Origin of the sequence: Variovorax sp. PBL-H6, assembly GCF_901827155.1 — a bacterium.
GTDB lineage: Bacteria > Pseudomonadota > Gammaproteobacteria > Burkholderiales > Burkholderiaceae_C > Variovorax.
On the sequence record NZ_LR594659.1, the window covers coordinates 4,285,786 to 4,301,426 of the forward strand.

The 15,641-nt window shown below is 66.4% G+C and carries 14 protein-coding genes and 1 pseudogene; 7 read left to right on the forward strand and 8 right to left on the reverse strand.

Annotated features, from left to right (window positions below; genetic code table 11):
• Positions 1-63: 63 nt before the first annotated feature.
• Together G3W89_RS20270 and G3W89_RS20275 are read right to left on the reverse strand one after the other, a co-directional pair.
• Positions 64-867, reverse strand: a complete 804-nt coding sequence (locus G3W89_RS20270) for a DNA -binding domain-containing protein (protein WP_162575867.1) — start codon at positions 865-867, stop codon at positions 64-66.
• A gap of 227 nt (positions 868-1,094) precedes the next feature.
• Positions 1,095-1,442, reverse strand: a complete 348-nt coding sequence (locus G3W89_RS20275; RefSeq protein ID WP_162575868.1) for a DUF2958 domain-containing protein — start codon at positions 1,440-1,442, stop codon at positions 1,095-1,097.
• A 236-nt stretch (positions 1,443-1,678) separates the two neighbouring features.
• On the opposite strand from G3W89_RS20275, the gene G3W89_RS20280 reads away from it, so the two are divergent.
• Positions 1,679-1,966 (forward strand): helix-turn-helix domain-containing protein, encoded by a 288-nt coding sequence (locus G3W89_RS20280; protein WP_162575869.1) that lies wholly within the window; start codon positions 1,679-1,681, stop codon positions 1,964-1,966.
• Between the two features lie 39 nt (positions 1,967-2,005).
• On the opposite strand, the pseudogene G3W89_RS33720 reads toward G3W89_RS20280, so the two are convergent.
• Positions 2,006-2,198: pseudogene (locus G3W89_RS33720) on the reverse strand (DUF2958 domain-containing protein); the annotation flags it as partial.
• A 172-nt stretch (positions 2,199-2,370) separates the two neighbouring features.
• Here G3W89_RS33720 and G3W89_RS20290 point away from each other — a divergent pair.
• On the forward strand, positions 2,371-4,362 hold the full coding sequence (locus tag G3W89_RS20290) for an ATP-dependent nuclease (RefSeq protein ID WP_162575870.1): 1,992 nt from the start codon (positions 2,371-2,373) through the stop codon (positions 4,360-4,362).
• Positions 4,359-6,263: a UvrD-helicase domain-containing protein gene (locus G3W89_RS20295; RefSeq protein ID WP_162575871.1), complete on the forward strand. Its 1,905-nt coding sequence runs from the start codon at positions 4,359-4,361 to the stop codon at positions 6,261-6,263. The genes G3W89_RS20290 and G3W89_RS20295 overlap by 4 nt, the downstream gene beginning before the upstream one ends.
• 328 nt (positions 6,264-6,591) lie before the next feature.
• Here the strand turns inward: G3W89_RS20295 and G3W89_RS20300 are convergent, their stop codons facing one another.
• From G3W89_RS20300 to G3W89_RS20315, 4 genes are all read right to left on the reverse strand, one after another.
• Positions 6,592-6,897: a DUF736 domain-containing protein gene (locus tag G3W89_RS20300; RefSeq protein WP_162575872.1), complete on the reverse strand. Its 306-nt coding sequence runs from the start codon at positions 6,895-6,897 to the stop codon at positions 6,592-6,594.
• A 579-nt stretch (positions 6,898-7,476) separates the two neighbouring features.
• On the reverse strand, positions 7,477-7,926 hold the full coding sequence (locus tag G3W89_RS20305) for a thioesterase family protein (RefSeq protein ID WP_162575873.1): 450 nt from the start codon (positions 7,924-7,926) through the stop codon (positions 7,477-7,479).
• Between the two features lie 219 nt (positions 7,927-8,145).
• Positions 8,146-10,188: a ParB/RepB/Spo0J family partition protein gene (locus tag G3W89_RS20310; RefSeq protein ID WP_162575874.1), complete on the reverse strand. Its 2,043-nt coding sequence runs from the start codon at positions 10,186-10,188 to the stop codon at positions 8,146-8,148.
• A 92-nt stretch (positions 10,189-10,280) separates the two neighbouring features.
• Positions 10,281-11,111, reverse strand: coding sequence for a DUF932 domain-containing protein (locus G3W89_RS20315; RefSeq protein ID WP_162575875.1), 831 nt, complete (start codon positions 11,109-11,111; stop codon positions 10,281-10,283).
• Positions 11,112-11,651: 540 nt separating this feature from the next.
• On the opposite strand from G3W89_RS20315, the gene G3W89_RS20320 reads away from it, so the two are divergent.
• Positions 11,652-12,464: an NYN domain-containing protein gene (locus G3W89_RS20320; protein ID WP_162575876.1), complete on the forward strand. Its 813-nt coding sequence runs from the start codon at positions 11,652-11,654 to the stop codon at positions 12,462-12,464.
• A gap of 45 nt (positions 12,465-12,509) precedes the next feature.
• Here the strand turns inward: G3W89_RS20320 and radC are convergent, their stop codons facing one another.
• Positions 12,510-13,046, reverse strand: coding sequence for a RadC family protein (gene radC / locus G3W89_RS20325; RefSeq protein WP_162575877.1), 537 nt, complete (start codon positions 13,044-13,046; stop codon positions 12,510-12,512).
• 322 nt (positions 13,047-13,368) lie between these two features.
• Between radC and G3W89_RS20330 the strand changes: the two genes are divergently transcribed.
• The 3 genes from G3W89_RS20330 to G3W89_RS20340 all read left to right on the forward strand — a co-directional run bounded on the left by G3W89_RS20330 (position 13,369) and on the right by G3W89_RS20340 (position 15,637).
• The gene (locus tag G3W89_RS20330) at positions 13,369-14,607 is read left to right on the forward strand and encodes a hypothetical protein (RefSeq protein ID WP_162575878.1); all 1,239 of its coding nucleotides are present in this window, start codon (positions 13,369-13,371) and stop codon (positions 14,605-14,607) included.
• 56 nt (positions 14,608-14,663) lie between these two features.
• Positions 14,664-15,104, forward strand: coding sequence for a hypothetical protein (locus G3W89_RS20335; RefSeq protein WP_162575879.1), 441 nt, complete (start codon positions 14,664-14,666; stop codon positions 15,102-15,104).
• 326 nt (positions 15,105-15,430) lie between these two features.
• On the forward strand, positions 15,431-15,637 hold the full coding sequence (locus G3W89_RS20340) for a helix-turn-helix transcriptional regulator (protein ID WP_197893572.1): 207 nt from the start codon (positions 15,431-15,433) through the stop codon (positions 15,635-15,637).
• The last annotated feature ends 4 nt before the right edge of the window (positions 15,638-15,641 follow it).

Sequence of the window (15,641 nt, forward strand, 5' to 3'; positions counted from 1 at the left end):
AATCGCCGCCGGATGGAAGCAGTCTCAGGAAAGCCAGGCGTCCTGAGGACGGACGTTCAGGGGTCAGCCGGAACGTCCGTCCCTGGGAGATTCAGTCTGGAGCAGGCGCCGGTAGCCGCCGTCCACGAGTGCCCGGCCGCGGCGCGCGAGCCGGCGCACTTGGGCGCGCATCTCGCCCAGGTCGTGCCACCGCTCTGCCACCGCCTCTGCGCCAAACAACGCCTGGGCGATCTCTCGCTGTGTGGCGCCAGCCCCCAGGCCGTCGAGCGTCTGCAAGCTGCGCATGTGCAGCAGCGCAATGCGGTCGGGCCGGCCATGCGCGTGTGCATGGGCGCCCGGCAACGCGGCGTCGCGACCGTAGTAGCCGTTGAGGCGCTCCATCGTGTCGGTCGCCGCGCGCCAGCGCTCGCGCAGCCGCGCCCCGGCCATCAAGCCGTAGGCGTAGGCCGTGCCATGCTCGAGCGCGGGTGAGAATGCCGCGCGCAACGCGCCCTCCGGGCGGTACGCGGTCAGCAGCAGGCGCTTGCCGTCATGTGCGAGTTGCTTGCGTCCCGGCATACGCCATAGCGCGAAGACCGGCGCATCCGCCACCGCCGCCGCGTCCGGATGGAGCTGCGGCAGGCCATCAGGGTCGGGCAGCCAAGCAGGCTGCGCGTGGCGCGCATCGCGCGCTGGGTCTTCGAGCAGGCGCAGGCCCCAGCGGGCCGCATGGTCGGCTTCGTCATCGCTGCCGTCCATGAGCAACCCATAGTCGGCTCGGTAGTCCGGATTGCGCCGCAGGTACTCCCAGGCCAGACCTGGTCCGTCCAGCGTCAGGACGTAGAGATATGCGGCCGACGGATGCCATTCGTGCGTGCCTGCGCCCATGACGAAACCTCCTTGCTTGAAAGGGGCGCCTCGGGCAGCGGTCCGGCGATGCCGCCACGGCTTCGCAGGAGGGGTCCATCAATACGGCAGTGTCGTTGTCTCGATGTCGTATGTAGGTGGGAAATGGCACGCGATGCCGCATGCGGCCGCCCTTGCGCCGCTGCATCCATGATACGGGTGAGCCCGACCTCAGTCGGCGGCAGCCATGCCGCGACGGGCCGCGGACTTCAATCGTTGATCGAGCCGTCGGCCTCGGCGCGACGCACATATTCCGAGAGCGGACGCTGGGGCACGAAGTGCGTATCGCGCAGCACCGGCAGATCGCGCGGACCGCGGATGCTCTGCAGGTCGGACAGGCGCACGTGGTCCAACCGGGGCATGCCCATTCCAAGGTCGCACAAGCCGTAGGCCGTGTCTTCATCGCGCGGATCGAGCTGCACCAGCAGCCAGGTGGCGTGTGCATCCGGCGTGAACAGCTTGACCACCGGCCAGGGATCGCCTTGTACACCGCCGGCAGCCGCTTTGCCGTTGTCCAGCAACTGGCGGCGTTGGTCTTCCGTGATAAGCGTGGTCACCGGCACCCTCTCCGGGCGGAGCGGCCGCCCGGAAGCGGTGGCAGGAAGGCGGGTCGCTGCGCAAGCGCGGCGACCGCCGGATAGGGGTTGGGGCGGGGCATCATGAAGGATTCACGGGGGCAGCATAAAGCGGGCCAACGGGAGCGCAACGGGGGTAACCCGAGAAATGAGCCCTATAGATTGTAGCCCTATAGGTGTCTATGCGATGTCATCTTGGACTTGTCCCAAGTCCATTGATGATTCCGAAGAATTCATTTCCTGCTGCTCTCAGATCCGTCCGAAAATCGCGCGGCTTGAGCCAGGAAGCATTCTCCGACGTATCGAGCCGCACGTACATGAGTTCGCTCGAACGGGGTCTGAAGAACCCAACGCTCAGCAAGGTGGACGAGTTGTGCGAAGTGATGCAGGTGCATCCGCTGACGCTGCTGGCCCTGACCTATGGGGTCAACGCCAAAGGCGCGGACCAGCTGCTCGCGCGTGTGCAGCGCGAACTGGCCGCCCTGCACCAAGTCCCCGATGATTGAACGCTGCAGGGCGCCGCTGGCGGCGCCCTGCTCTACCTGCTACGTCACGATGCGTCCGACCAGCCGCGCTTCGCGCGCATAGGCGCTCACCCGTTTTTCGGCGCGAAAGTACAGGTCACGTTCTACCGGTAATCCGAGCCGGCCGCGCACCGCCGACAGCTCAGTCGGCTTAGCTCGAAGCATCCAGTCCCAAGGTTCGGTCCGGTTCGTCGGGATCGATCTCCATCGTCAGCAAAGCCACCCAGCGCCCGAAGCGCGCTGATGATTCCGGCGAATCTTGTGCGTTCGGCAGGCATGGCGGTTCCGATATTGTTCGAAATGGCCACGGCCACAACGCCTCGGCCTTGCTCTTTCGCAAGGATGTCAGACTTAGCGCGCGTTCAACCAATAAGAAGAGATATTGCATGCATGTCGAGAGCGTGACACTGACGAACTTCCGCTGCTTCGGGAGCGCGCCGACGAAAGTGGCGCTCGACGCCGAACTCACAACCATCGTCGGCCCGAACGGAGCGGGCAAGACCGCGTTGCTGCAGGCGCTCATGCGCCTGTTCGGCGTGACACGTACTCAGCGCACCATCCTGCTCGCCGACTTTCATGTTCCGCCACCCAGCGGAGTAAAGAGAACAGAGGCGCCCGAGAGCACCCGGGCGCTATCGCTCGACGTGGTAATCCGCCTGCCTGAGCTGGCGGATGGCTCCGCCGCCGCAGCAACGGTCGCCCCAGTGTTCCGACGCATCCACATCAGCGCTCCCGGAGCGGTGCCGGCTTGCCGCCTGCGTATGGAAGCGCGATGGGACGACGACGGCACGGCCGAGGGAACCGTCACCCAGGAACTGTTCTGGGTGAACAGCCTGGAAGACGATTTCGAGGAGAATCAGAAGAGTGGCGTCGCGGCGGCCGAGCGCGGCCTCATCCAGCTGTACTACACGCCGGCCAACCGCGACGCGCAGTCGCAGATCAAGGCGACCACCGGTGCCCTCGCCGCCCGCCTGCTAAAAGCCATCGAGTGGTCGCAAGACACCGAGGATGCCGTCGACGCAGCGAGCAAGACACTGACCGAAGCCTTTGGCGGGGAAGACGCCATCAAGGCCATCGGCAAAGCCCTGAGTAAGCGATGGAGCTACTTGCACGACGGAGACATCGACACGCAGCCGGGGCTGAGCCTCATGAGCCGCCGTTTTGAAGAAGTCGTAGCTCGCATAGGGGTCGTGTTCAAGCAAGGTCCTACCGGCGAAGACAGGGGGCTGGAGGCACTGAGCGACGGCCAGCAATCCCTTTTCTACTTCGCACTTGCCGCCGCCGTGTTTGATCTGGAGCGTGACGTGATCGCAGGAGATGTCGAAGGGTTTCGAGATGACGCCTTGAGCATTCCCGCACTCACGCTGTTCGCCATCGAAGAGCCGGAGAACCACCTCTCGCCATACTACCTCGCGCGCATCATTCAGCAGATCAGCAGCATGGTGAAAGGCGGCGCTGGGCAGGCCCTGATTTCGAGCCACTCCCCTTCGGTGCTCAGCCGCGTGCCGCCGGAGAGAGTGCGCTACTGCCGCCGCGACTCCGACAGCGCTACTTCCTCGGTCCTGGCGATCCCGATGCCGAAAGACGGCACCGAAGCTGTCAAGTTCGTGCGCAGCGCGATGCTGGCGTATCCCGAGCTGTACTTCGCACGCTTTGTGCTGCTGGTCGAAGGCGACTCGGAGCGGATCGTCCTGCCCAAGCTCGCCGAGGCGCAAGGGCTCCTGCTCGATCCCTCGTTCGTTGCCATCGCGCCGCTGGGCGGCCGGCACGTTCAGCACTTCTGGCGGCTGCTCAAGGGACTTGGCATCCCATTCGCCACGCTGCTTGACCTGGATCTTGGCCGTGAAGGCGGTGGCTTCGGCCGTGTAAAGAACGCCGTCCAGCACTTGCTGGCGAACGGCGCGAAAAAGCGCCCCTTGCTAGAGGTCGAAGGGGGCCTGCTAAGCGACGATGACCTCAACGACATGCACAACTGGGAGACGGACCTGGCGGGCATGAGCGGGTGGCTGAGAGATCTTCGGAAACACGACGTCTTCTTTTCATGGCCTCTCGATCTAGATCTCGCCATGCTGCACGCGTTCCCAGAGGCATACAAGGCCACCATCGAAGGCAGTGGCCCGCGGATGAAGAACGATGAAGCGGCGACCGTCGTCCTCGGTGCAGGTGGTGAAGGCGTCAAGGTCTACACCGATGACGCGGAGCCGTTCGCCAAACAGATGGCCGCCTACCGCTACCACTTCCTCACCCACAGCAAGCCCGCGGCCCACCTGCGCGCGCTGACCCACGTGTCGCCCGCCACGCTGAAGAAGGACATGCCCGAGTGCTTGCTGAACGTGCTGCAGCACATCAAGGATCATCTTCCGGCGCAGACCCTATGAACCTGCCGCCGCGCCGCGTCGACGCGCAAGCCTGGACGCCGGTGGCTGTGAGCCAGCTGGAAAGCAATGCGCTGAAGGTCGTGCGCTCCACCGGACATCGGTCGGTGCTGGCCGGGCCCGGTGCAGGAAAGACCGAGCTGCTCGCACAACGTGCCGCCTTTCTGCTGCAGACCGGCGCCTGCCCATCCCCGCAGCGCATCCTGGCGATCGCCTTCAAGCGCGATGCGGCGCGCAACCTCGGGCTGCGCGTCGCCCAACGCTGCCAGCGCGAGCATGCCAGTCGGCTCGATTCGGTGACCTTCGACGCCTTCGCCAAGAACCTACTCGATCGTTTTGGGCAGGCGCTGCCACCGCGCTGGCGGCCGACGCCCGACTACGAGATCCTGTTCCCGAAGGTCGATGTGTTCCGGGAGTTCCTGCGCTCCGCCAGCGAGTCTCGCGACCGCGTGGGCACGGCGGCGCAGGTTCATGCCATCGTGCCCGGCACCTTCGAGCGCCGCTACGTCGTGGCCGAGCGCCTGCCGGAGACGGGCTGGTCGTCGCCCTCCCCGGCCCTATGGGCGGCCGACGCCTTCTGGCAGCACATGCTCCACGATGGCAGGCGCAGCACGCTCACCTTCCCGATGGTCGGACGACTGGCTGAGTTGCTGCTGCGCGTGAACGATTCGGCGCGCCGTGCACACGCGCTGACCTATTCCCACGTCTTCATGGACGAGTTCCAGGACACGACGCAGGTGCAGTACGACCTGATCCACACGCTCTTCCTCGGAACCGACGCCATCGTCACCGCCGTGGGCGACATCAAGCAGCAGATCATGCGCTGGGCCATGGCGATGGAGGCGCCGTTCGACGCCTTCGAGGGTGACTTCGGTGCCAGGCGCATCCCGCTTCTGAACAACTACCGATCCTCGCCCGACCTCGTGCGCATCCAGCACGTCCTCGCCCAGGCTCTGGACGCGGGCGCGCCGCCACCGGTGTCGAAGGCGCCAGGAACGGTGTCGGGCGATTGCTGCGCGGTGTGGGACTTCCCTTCGCCCAAGGCGGAAGCTCGGCACTTGGCGAAGTACATGGCCGCCGAGATGAAGGCGCACGGCTTGCAGCCGCGTGACTTCGTGCTGCTGGTGCGGCAGAAGGCCGACGGCTACGCGCAGGAGTTGGCGCCACATTTTGAGGCAGCCGGCCTGCACTTGCGGAATGAGGATGCGAGCGCCGGAGCACTCAAGCTGCAGGAGCTGCTGACGGAAGAACTGTCGGTCGACTGCATGCTGCTGCTGCGGGTGGCGATGACGCGCAACGCCGCGGCCGCCTGGGCCGATGCGCTGCGTACGCTGGAGGGCCTGATGCCAGCCGGCTTCGATCCGTCTGACGCCAACCATCGGCGCTTGTCGAAGTCGCTCGATGACTTCGCCTCGCGGCTGGCGCAACGCTACCCGGATCCACCGACCTCTCAAAAGCAGGCTGCGGCGCTGGTCGGCGCGCTGGCCCACTTCCTCGGGAGGGACCGGCTGAAGGCGGCGCATCCGGCCTATGCCCAGGGCGACTGGCTTGCCAAGGTCGAAGACGGCGTAGCCCAGCACCTGCTGTCGAGCTCCGCGTCGGCAAGCGACTGGGCGGCCGCACTCGACGTCTACGAGGGCCACGATGCCGTAGCCCTGATGACCATCCACAAGAGCAAAGGCCTGGAGTACCACACTGTCGTCTTCGTCGGCCTGGACGATGCGGCTTGGTGGAGCTATGCGAGGGAGAAGACGGAATCGACGGCTGGATTCTTTGTGGCCTTCACGCGCGCCAAGCAGCGAGTCGTCTTCACCTACTGCCCGGCGAGAGGAAACCGAAACGATATCCAGCCGCTGTACGCACTCCTGGCACAAGCCGGGGTTCCAACCATCAGACAGGCTTGATACCTCACTACGCAGACCGAACCGTCGGGCCGGGGCGTTTCACAACGCGCACGCAAGTGAGGCGGAATTGTTGATCCTTGAAAAAGGACCAATCCTCGAAACCGCATCCGTCGGACAACACGAAGGCGCCTTGGCGATTCCACGTGTATGGGGGAAAGCAGAAAAGCACAAACGAACGAAAGTGGCTTTCCTTGCAGCACCGAAGCCACGAAGCCGCTTATACGGAAAGCCGCCGATGCGGCGGCGATGACGAGGAGTCAGGCCGCGAGTCTTGGCTGGAGAAAGAACCGGCGCCCCGCCGGTGGGCGGGGCGCCGGAGCGGGCGGTGTCAGTCGCCCTTGCTGCGCGACCAGATCAGGTTGTGCGTGCCGTCCTCGGTTTCGACCAGGCGGGCGTAGATGGTCGCCGGGAACGATGGGTCATCCAGCGTCACCGACAGGTAGGGCCGGTCCGCCTTGCTGATCTTCTTCCACGCCGCGCCAATCTCGAAGTTGCCGGCGACGATGCGGTAGTCGGGAGCGTGCTCGCTCTCCTTGTCGTTCGGGACGAACTTGACCTTGACGTTGAGCGTCAGGGTGCGAACGGTGCCGGTGTAGCTGTCGTTCTGTGCGGTGAAGGTGCCGATGTTGGCCATGATGAAACTCCTTGCGGTGGTTGACAGGTCGCGCCCATCGCGGCCTTGTCGGTGATCCGAAGGGCGAGGCACGGGCGGGCTGCATCCCGCAGCGCAGCGAAGGGGCCGCAACAGCGTGGAGGACCGGGAGTGCCCGAAGAAATTTGGCTCGCGAGGAAGCCGCCGAACGCAGTGACAAAGGCGGGGAAATTTGTTCGGGCCGGACGGTTGCTGCCATGAAGCCCGAGGCTTTAGCCGGTGCATCGCCAGGATTCACGACAAGCCAAGGCCGCCCTGGGCGCGACCGCCACCGCAACGAGCCACGGCCAACGCACCGCCCCGCTCCCCACGAACACCGCCGGCACCGTCCACGCCTTGCTGCCGCCAAAGTCGGTCCCCAACGCGAGCGAACCGCTCCGGGGCATCGGCGCCGGCAGCGCAGGCGCGGCGTGGAAGAACACGGCGGCCCGGCCCGGCGCGAGAAGCCGGCCTCGACATCATCGGACGCTGCTGCTGTCTGGACCGGGAATGCCGCAACCTGATCTGGACGGGCGGCCCCGGCGAGGCGGCCCACTCCGACGCGCGCCACCGGATATGGGCTCATGGCCCTGGTTCGCGCAGCGCGCTCACTTTGGCCGTGATGCGCGACTCGATATTTCGGCGTGACGTCGCCACGAGAGTGACGACGGCTTCGCAGACGACTTCATGCGCATCCTGGGCGCGCACGTGGAAGGTGACGCTGCGGTCGCTCAGCCGCTCGACCCATCCGCGCAAGCGCAACGGCGAACCCGGAGGGATCGGCCCCAGGTGGTCGACTCGGATGGATCGCCCGACCACCACTTCCGCCTCGGCGTCCGTCAGCTGCTGCATCTCGCGAATACACATCGACTCGATGACTGCGACCAGGTAGCCGGTAGCCAGGCATTCGATCAGCTGCTCCGCGTAATCGCGGCCATGCGGCAGCCGCGAGAAAAGCGACCGCGCCGTCTGGTCGGCCGGGACGGTGTAAGACTCCTCGAAGAAGACCGCGCTGACTGCTTCATGGTTCATGGTTCATGGGACATAGTGGTAAGAGGAGCGAATGCCTCCGATCCGCCGATGCTCCCGTGCAGCGGCCCGACCGCAAACCCGCCGCAGCGTGCGCTGGCGCGCTGCGGCGGGTTTGCGGTTGCCGTGGATGTGAAAACGCGCGCGGCAGACCTGCCGCGCGCGTCGCGCTTATTTCGCGTTGCCCCGGCCCACCTGCGAGGTCAGCCGGGACGTGCCACGTCAAGCGGCTTCGGCCAATGCCTGCGCGTCTTTGGCGCTCTCGTCATCGCCCACGGCCGCAGGCTCTTGCGCCTCGTCCGGCGGCGCGGCTTCCGGCGCCACTGACACAAGCGCGTGGAACATCGCGGGCAGCCAGCCGCTGCCTGCGGCCAGCCGCTCGGCCTCGGCGGCGATCTGCGTCTTCTTGAGCTTGGCGAGCCGGTGCACTTCACCCGGGGCGAATACCTGCACGGCTTCCAGCGCCTTCGCCCTGGACACGTGCTCGAAGTAGCCCGCAGCGGTCGGCGTCCACCATTGGCTCATGTCCAGGCCCACGGCCTGCGCCAGCAGCGCGCCAGGCCGGTCGCCTTCGCGCGACGTGATCGCGCTCACCGTGAAACCCACGCACACCGCCAGCAGCGACAGCAGTTCGGATTGCGGCATCGCCAGCAACTCGGCGAACAGCACCTCCGGGTCCTCGGGCAGGCGCTGGCCCCAAGCCTCCCGCACCTTGCGCATGCCCACGGCGGCCGGAGCCTCGGCCACGTCCGGCGCGTGTTGCTCCAGCCGGTCCTGCGGGTCGGCGCTGATGTTCAGCGGCGAGCCGTGGTAACCGTCGAGCACGATGCGCTGCGCGAGCCGGTGCACCACGGCCACCAGCGCGACGTGCGGATGCCGTGCCACCTCGGCCTGCAAGGCGGCGGTGCGGTGCGCCGACAGGCGGCGCGCCAGCTTCTCGGAGATTGTCAGCGCGGGCGGATCGCCCTCGGTCTGTTCCTGCGTGCCAGCCTCGCGCACATCGTCCCCGGCCTCCGCGCCGCGCTGCTGCACGCGCAGCGCCTTGGCCTCGTCCTCGCGCAGCAGGCCGCGATGCACCACCACCGCGCCTTCGGAATCGAGCGACACCACGGCCCCCGCCATCGGCACCGCGCCCACCGGGTAGACCCGCAGCTTGCGCTCGATGGCGTCCAGGTCCTTGCCGATCGCATCCATCGCGTCCCGCAGTGCCTGCGCCTCGTCGTCGCCGATGGCCTCGTTCTCGTCGTCCAGCCGCTCCTGCAGCTTGGCCTGCTCGGCTTCCAGCTTGGCGATGCGCTTGGCCTCGGCCTTGCCCGGTTCGCGGCGTGCCGCGCGCACGCGCTGGAAGCGGTGCAGGTCGGCGTAGGTGGCGCGGGGTGCCACGTCCACCCAGCCCCAGCCCTCGGCGCGCACCTCGTCGGCCACTGCCGCGAGCTTGTCGCGGGCCAGCGTGTCCAGCAGCACGGCATCGGCGAGAAACACGCCGCTCCGCTCGTCGGCGAACAGGTCGCGGCGCGTAGCCCCGCCCGCCTGCTCGTAGGCTTCCAGCCCAACGAAGCGCGCCACCGGGTCGCGGCCCGCGTCAATCTCCTCATGGGTCAGGTGATCGCGCAGCGACTCGGGATCGCGCTGCCACTGCGAGGCCTCGTAGAACGCGGCTTCCTGCGCCGCGTGGTCGTCGGTGATGGCGAGCGCCATCAACTGGTCGAGCGTCACCGCATCCGCCCGGTAGTCGGCCAGCAGCCGGGGCGAAACGTTGGCAAGCTTGAGGCGCCGATGCACCACCAGCGGCGTCACGCCGAAGTCGGCGGCAATATCCTCGACGGCGCGGCCCTCGGCCACCAGCGCGGCGAAGGCCTCGAACTGGTCGGCCGGGTGCATGGCCTCGCGCTGCACGTTCTCGGTCAGGCTCACGGTGCGCGCGGCCGCATCCGGCACCAGCAGGCACGGCACCTCATGATCCTTGGCGAGCTTGCGGCGCTTGACCAGCAGCTTGAGCGCGGCGAGGCGGCGCCGGCCGGCGACCACCTCGTAGTGTTCGCCATCGGCTGACAGCACTACGGTGAGGTTCTGCAGCAGGCCCACGCGGGCGATGCTCGCGGCCAGTTCGGGAATCGACGTGCCGCCGCTCTTGCGCACGTTGCGCGAGGATGGGCGCAGCCGCGACAGCGGGATCAGCAGCAGGTCCTGGCCCGTGCCGATGGCGGCCACGCTCTGCACGGCGGCAGCGATGGCGGTGGCATCGTGAAGGGTGGCGGTATTCATGATGAAACTCCTGTTGAAGAAAAGGACAAGCCAACGAACGAAGGGACGAAGGGGCCTTGTTGGCGTGAAGCCCCTCCGCGTGGGGTCGGGGGTCAGGCCTTGAGGCGCCGCATGCCATCGGCCAGCAGCCACAGCGCGCGATTCAAGCGCAGGTTCTGGTCGATGCCCTGCACGGGGCGGGTGCTCTGGCGGCGGCCATTGGTGGCGCGGCCCTGCAGTCCGCCCTTGATGAGGTTTTCCTGGGTGCGGTTGAACACGCTCCACAGGTCGGGGCGGTGGTCGTCGAGTCGGCGCGGCGTCAGCACCTGGGTTTCGGTGATGGGCGCGGGCTTGCTCTCGTCGTCGTACTTGAGCGCCAGCGCGGCGCGAGCGAACACCTGGGATTCGCCATCGTCCAGCGTGACGGCCTGCATGGCTTCGCGGGACTCCAGCGCGCGGTCGAAGCCGCTCAGGACCTCATAAGCGCCGTCGATGACGTGCCCGGCCACGTCGCCCTTGTGGGGCACGCGCACGTCGGCCACGGTGTCGCCGCACACCAGCCCGTTCTGGCAAACGAATCGGAAGGCGCCCGCCAGCATCTGATAGCTGCTGGTGCCGTCGTGCGAATTGAGCAGGATGATCTCGTGGGCGACGCCCCGGGCGGTGATCTGGCTGGCATGGCGCAGCCGAAGCATGTGCTTGGTGAAGTCGCGCCGCCCCTCCTGGCGCACGCGGGTCTGGCACGCCATGAAGGGCTGAAAGCCTTCCTCGCGCAGCTTGTGCAGCACCGTGACGGTCGGGATGTAGCTGTAGCGCTCTGAGCGGCTTTCGTGGGGCGCGTCGGCGAAGATGGATGGGGCGACGGCCCTGATCTGGTCATCCGACAGGGAATGTTCCGAGCGCAGCACCGGCGAACGCGGTGCGAAACGGGAAGCGAGTTGCATGGTCTTTCTCCAATGAAGTTGGCTGTTGAAGAACCCCCACCGGATTCCTAGATTCAGAGCCCTCTTCGGACTCCGGTGGGGTCGGCGCGAAGAACCAGGTCGGCCTCGTTGCCACCGTCTTTCCTGAGTTCATCGCCCGCGACGAAACGAGCCCGTGGACGGGGGCGGTCAAGGAGACAAGCGCAGGGTTGGTGCGGCCCGCAGGCGAAGCCGAGGACACGGCCCTGCGCGCCTTGACGGCACACGGCCGCGGGCTACAGTCGCGGACAAGGTGATGGGCCCAGGAAAGACCGTGACTGCGGCAACGGCCGCTCTCGGCGCCGGCACCACGCAAGCGAAGCGCGCAGGCCCGGATCAACGAGCCGGGCCGAAGGCGTCAGCCGAGCAACGCGAGGGAACGATGGAGCCCGAAGGAGGTGAGACGCCAGGGGCGGCTCGATGCGCAGCACGACAGCGCGGCCGGCCATGTCCGCCTGGCCGGAGACGCCCCTGAATTGGATACCGTGACAGACCGTTCAACCCAGACAGGCAAAACTCCGGATGAGCACCACCCCGACAACAGCAGAGACACGCGTGGCCGTACTGGTCGACTGCGACAACGTGCCGCCCGACATCCTCGAACACGCGTTGCGCATGGTGGCGCAGTTCGGCCGCGTCGTTCTGCGCCGCGGCTACGGCAACCAAGGCACGCTGGGCAACAAATGGCAGGACGCCCTGGTGCGCCTGGCCTTCACACCCTGCCTGCAGTACCAGTACGCCGCCGGCAAGAACACCGCGGACATTGCCCTGGCGCTGGATGCGTTGGAAGCGCTCTTCGACCAGCGGGCCGATACCTTCTGCCTCGTCACCAGCGACTCCGACTTCGCCTACCTGTGCCGCAAGCTGCGCGAACGCGGCGCCACGGTCTGCATCGTGGGCGAGCCGAAGACGCCCGACGCCCTGCGCAACGCCAGCGACCAGTTCTTCGAATGGACCCGTCCCGAGCCACCCGCGGAAGCCATCGCCGAGGTCGCGCCGAAGGCAACCGCGAAAGCGGAGCCGGCCAAGGCCGAACCGACGAAGCAGGAACCGCCCAAGCCTGCGCCGAAGCGCCGGCCACGCTTTCTCGTCGAGGCCGTATCGCTGCTCGCCAGCGACACGTCCGAAGGCAAGGTTGGCCTGGGCGTCCTGGGCCAGTACCTCAAGCGCACCGACCCGGCGTTCTCCCCGCAGACCTATGGCCACTCGGGACTGCTGAACATGGTCAAGACCTATGACCTGCTGGCACCCCAGCAGGAGCAAGGCGGCCATTGGTCGGTGAGCCTGCTGCCCAAGGCCGAGGGCACGGCAGAAGCCGACGTGCCGCGCGCATGAGTCGCGCATAAGGCGCATCAGCGCAAGGGCCCGAAGGCCCCCGCATCACAGAAGCCCTCGCTCGGCCATCGACAGCACAGTGCTGCCCGCGACTATCAGGTGGTCCAGCACCCGCACGTCCACCAGCGCCGCCGCGGCCTTGAGCGTCTGCGTCAGATGCTCGTCGGCCCGCGAAGGCTCGGCGCAACCGCTCGGATGGCAATGCACCAGCAGAAGCGCGGAACTGTTCAGCGCCAGCGCATCCTTGAGCACCTCGCGCGGATAGACCGAGGTCTGCGTCACCGTGCCCCGGAACATCTCGACGTATTCCAGGACGGCGTGCTGCGCATCCAGATGGACCACCGCGAAGACCTCATGAGGCAAGGCCCCGAGCCGCGCCCGCAGGAAATCCTTGACCACCGCCGGCGACGTCAACACGTTGGCGCCGCGCACCCGACCCGCCAGCACCTGCTGCGCGGCCTGCAGCACCTCGTCTGCATCGGCAGAACGGTACTCGCCCGTGACATCGCGAACGAGCAGTGAAGAAGAAGCAGCAGAAACGGCAACGAAGGAATCGAGGGAAGAGAACAGATCGTGCGACATGGCGAACTCCAGTGATCGGGCGGGATTGCCCGAGACCGGAACCGGCACGCCGCAGCGCAGCAGTCAAGGTTCGACAGACGGCTGAAGGACGCCAGCGTGCGCAGCACGCGCAGACCTTGACGGCGTGAACGGTGTGCAAAGATCAAGGAAACCAGCAAGCCGCCCCACCACGCGCTCCCACCCGATTGGGCAAGCGCAGCGCGCAGTGGTGCTTCTGGACGGCGGAGTGCGGAATGCCGATCAAGATGGCCGGGCACCCAGTCTTCAGGCGCCCCCGACGACTTCGCCGTGGCCTTCCTCTTGACTGACGATGGAGATGTGCGTGAAACGATCCGAACTGTATGCGTTGGTCTGGCAGACGCCGCTTCGCCATCTGGGGCCGAAGCTCGGCCTGTCCGACGTCGGGCTCTCCAAGCTCTGCCGCCGATACGACATCCCTGTTCCGCCCGTCGGCTACTGGACCCGTCTTGCGGCCGGCAAGACCTGCGTGCAGACCACTCTGCCGCCGTCTGAAATCGATCACGAAGTCCACTTGCCGGAAAAAGACACCACGGCGGCCCGTTCCTCCGACGCCACGAGGGTCCAGCAGATCCAGCAAGCGTTTTCCCGGGCGAAGGACGCCGTTGTGCTGCAGTCCATCGATGTCCCGCCCTCGCTCGACCACTGCCACCCGCTGGTGGCGAAGACCGCACGCTTCTTCCAGTCCATTGAGCGCGACGAGGCGAAGTTGGCGGTGGAGGCGGAAGAAGCCAGGCGACTGCGCAGACCCTTCTTCGGCGGCATGTCGAGCCACAAGATGTCCTTGGGCCGGTACGTCGCCGGCAGCGGCTGCCTGCGCATCACCGCGACCTTGACCCACATCGATTGGATCCTCCGTTTCCACGAAGCGCTCATCCGTGGACTGATCGCCGGAGGCTGCCAGGTCGTCGCCGACCGGGGAGACGCATCGAACACGGTTGAGATCCGTCGCGCGGGCGGCGCCATCAAGCTGAACTTCTCCGAACAGGTTGAGAAGATTGCTCAACCCAGGCACCAGGATTTCCTCTTTCATCGAGATGAGTACAGGGCCCTCGATGGCTACAAGCTGAAGCTGGAGAGAGACTGGCACGTCATTGCCCGCCAGTGGACAGGCAGCCGCGAACAGCTGGAGCAGCAACTCCCGGAGATCACACGCGCCCTGATCGCATTCCCGGAAGCCGAAGTACTCAGGTCCAAGCTACTGGCCGAGGAAGCCGCCATCCAACGAAAGCAGGAGCGCGAAGCAGCCCGGGCACACAACGTCGCGATGGCTGCAGAGCAGGCGCGCACCCAACGCCGAGAGGCGCGGGCGAATCAACTGCCTCGCGCCGCCGCGGCCGGCCAATCCCTGGAGGCGTATCACAGTGCCCTGAATGTGCTTTCGCGCCTGGAGGGGATCGCTGACGATCAACCCGAGGACGACGCATTGCGCACATGGATCGCACTCGTACGAAACAGCCTCAAGGATCCCGTGCATGAACTGGCCGACGCATTGCGCGCCGAAGCGGCGCAACCGGAACGGCCGCTTTGGTGGCCGGAATGAGGCGCCGCCCCATGCCACCACATCACCAACCTCCGCAGAAACGATCGAAACCAGACATGGCCGAAAACCGCCGAATCCTTGCGCACGTTCTTATCGAGATGAACCCGCTCGCTGGCCAGGGCGCGGAGGCAACCAAGGCCGCACTGCGCTCGGCAATTCAGGTGGGGTTGAATGCCCAGGTTCTGGAGCTGAACGTCTATCCGATCGCCTCGGAAGAGGGTGCGCGTCCTGCGAAGATCCAGATCCCGCACTCAGAACCTTCCGATCATGATCAGGTCGTCGAAGAGTATGTGCACAGCGGCATGCAGGTGCGGATCTATCGCGATGCAGGGCGCAAATCGCCGCCCACCCACTACGCCGTCGTCTTGAATCCGAACGTCAAGAATCCCAGTGGAGCGCTCATTGAGGCGAAGTCCTACCCTGAGCTGAAGCGAGTCGCCGAAGCAAGGGCCGAGCGCAAGGCGTTCCTGCTGGAAAGGAAGAACGAAGGTCGTTGAGAGGGATCGGGCACACCCGCTTCGAGCAGAGAGCTCGAACTCGCTATGCACGGAACGCCCTTCTCCGACTTCCACGCCTACGCTGGAGTGCGCCTCGCATCGCTATGGCGAGTTGGTGCCGGCAGACATCCCGGGCAACCTATGGACGTCCGCAACGGCATTAGACGCGCTGCGGAAACCGAAAGGCAATGCCTATGCGACCCCATACCGACAACGAACCGAGCGCGCGCGTCGCCGCTGACCCTGGCGCTCAACGGGCCCTTCAGGCGGCTCATCTGCTGCAGGAGGCGCTTGCGCTCCTTCGCGGTGACGCAACAATGCCGCCGATGCAGACAGCAAAGCGCGCCTCCGACAGGCTTCTGAGGCTGCCTGAGGTCGAGCGCCTCACCGGCCTGCGCAGGTCGGCCATCTACGAGCAGATGCGCAGGGGCATCTTTCCGCGCTCGGTGAAAACCGGACAGCGCACCGCGGCGTGGCCGGAGAGCGCCGTGCAATCATGGATCGCGGAGCGCATGAACGGGCGCGCGACATGACTGC

Bases quoted from the DNA above. Each gene is read 5' to 3' on its own strand.
- G3W89_RS20270 (WP_162575867.1), bottom strand. From the start codon at position 867: ATGGGCGCAGGCACGCACGAATGGCATCCGTCGGCCGCATATCTCTAC.
- G3W89_RS20280 (WP_162575869.1), top strand. From the start codon at position 1,679: ATGATTCCGAAGAATTCATTTCCTGCTGCTCTCAGATCCGTCCGAAAA.
- G3W89_RS20290 (WP_162575870.1), top strand. From the start codon at position 2,371: ATGCATGTCGAGAGCGTGACACTGACGAACTTCCGCTGCTTCGGGAGC.
- G3W89_RS20295 (WP_162575871.1), top strand. From the start codon at position 4,359: ATGAACCTGCCGCCGCGCCGCGTCGACGCGCAAGCCTGGACGCCGGTG.
- G3W89_RS20300 (WP_162575872.1), bottom strand. From the start codon at position 6,897: ATGGCCAACATCGGCACCTTCACCGCACAGAACGACAGCTACACCGGC.
- G3W89_RS20305 (WP_162575873.1), bottom strand. From the start codon at position 7,926: ATGAACCATGAAGCAGTCAGCGCGGTCTTCTTCGAGGAGTCTTACACC.
- G3W89_RS20310 (WP_162575874.1), bottom strand. From the start codon at position 10,188: ATGAATACCGCCACCCTTCACGATGCCACCGCCATCGCTGCCGCCGTG.
- G3W89_RS20315 (WP_162575875.1), bottom strand. From the start codon at position 11,111: ATGCAACTCGCTTCCCGTTTCGCACCGCGTTCGCCGGTGCTGCGCTCG.
- G3W89_RS20320 (WP_162575876.1), top strand. From the start codon at position 11,652: ATGAGCACCACCCCGACAACAGCAGAGACACGCGTGGCCGTACTGGTC.
- radC (WP_162575877.1), bottom strand. From the start codon at position 13,046: ATGTCGCACGATCTGTTCTCTTCCCTCGATTCCTTCGTTGCCGTTTCT.
- G3W89_RS20335 (WP_162575879.1), top strand. From the start codon at position 14,664: ATGGCCGAAAACCGCCGAATCCTTGCGCACGTTCTTATCGAGATGAAC.
- G3W89_RS20340 (WP_197893572.1), top strand. From the start codon at position 15,431: ATGCAGACAGCAAAGCGCGCCTCCGACAGGCTTCTGAGGCTGCCTGAG.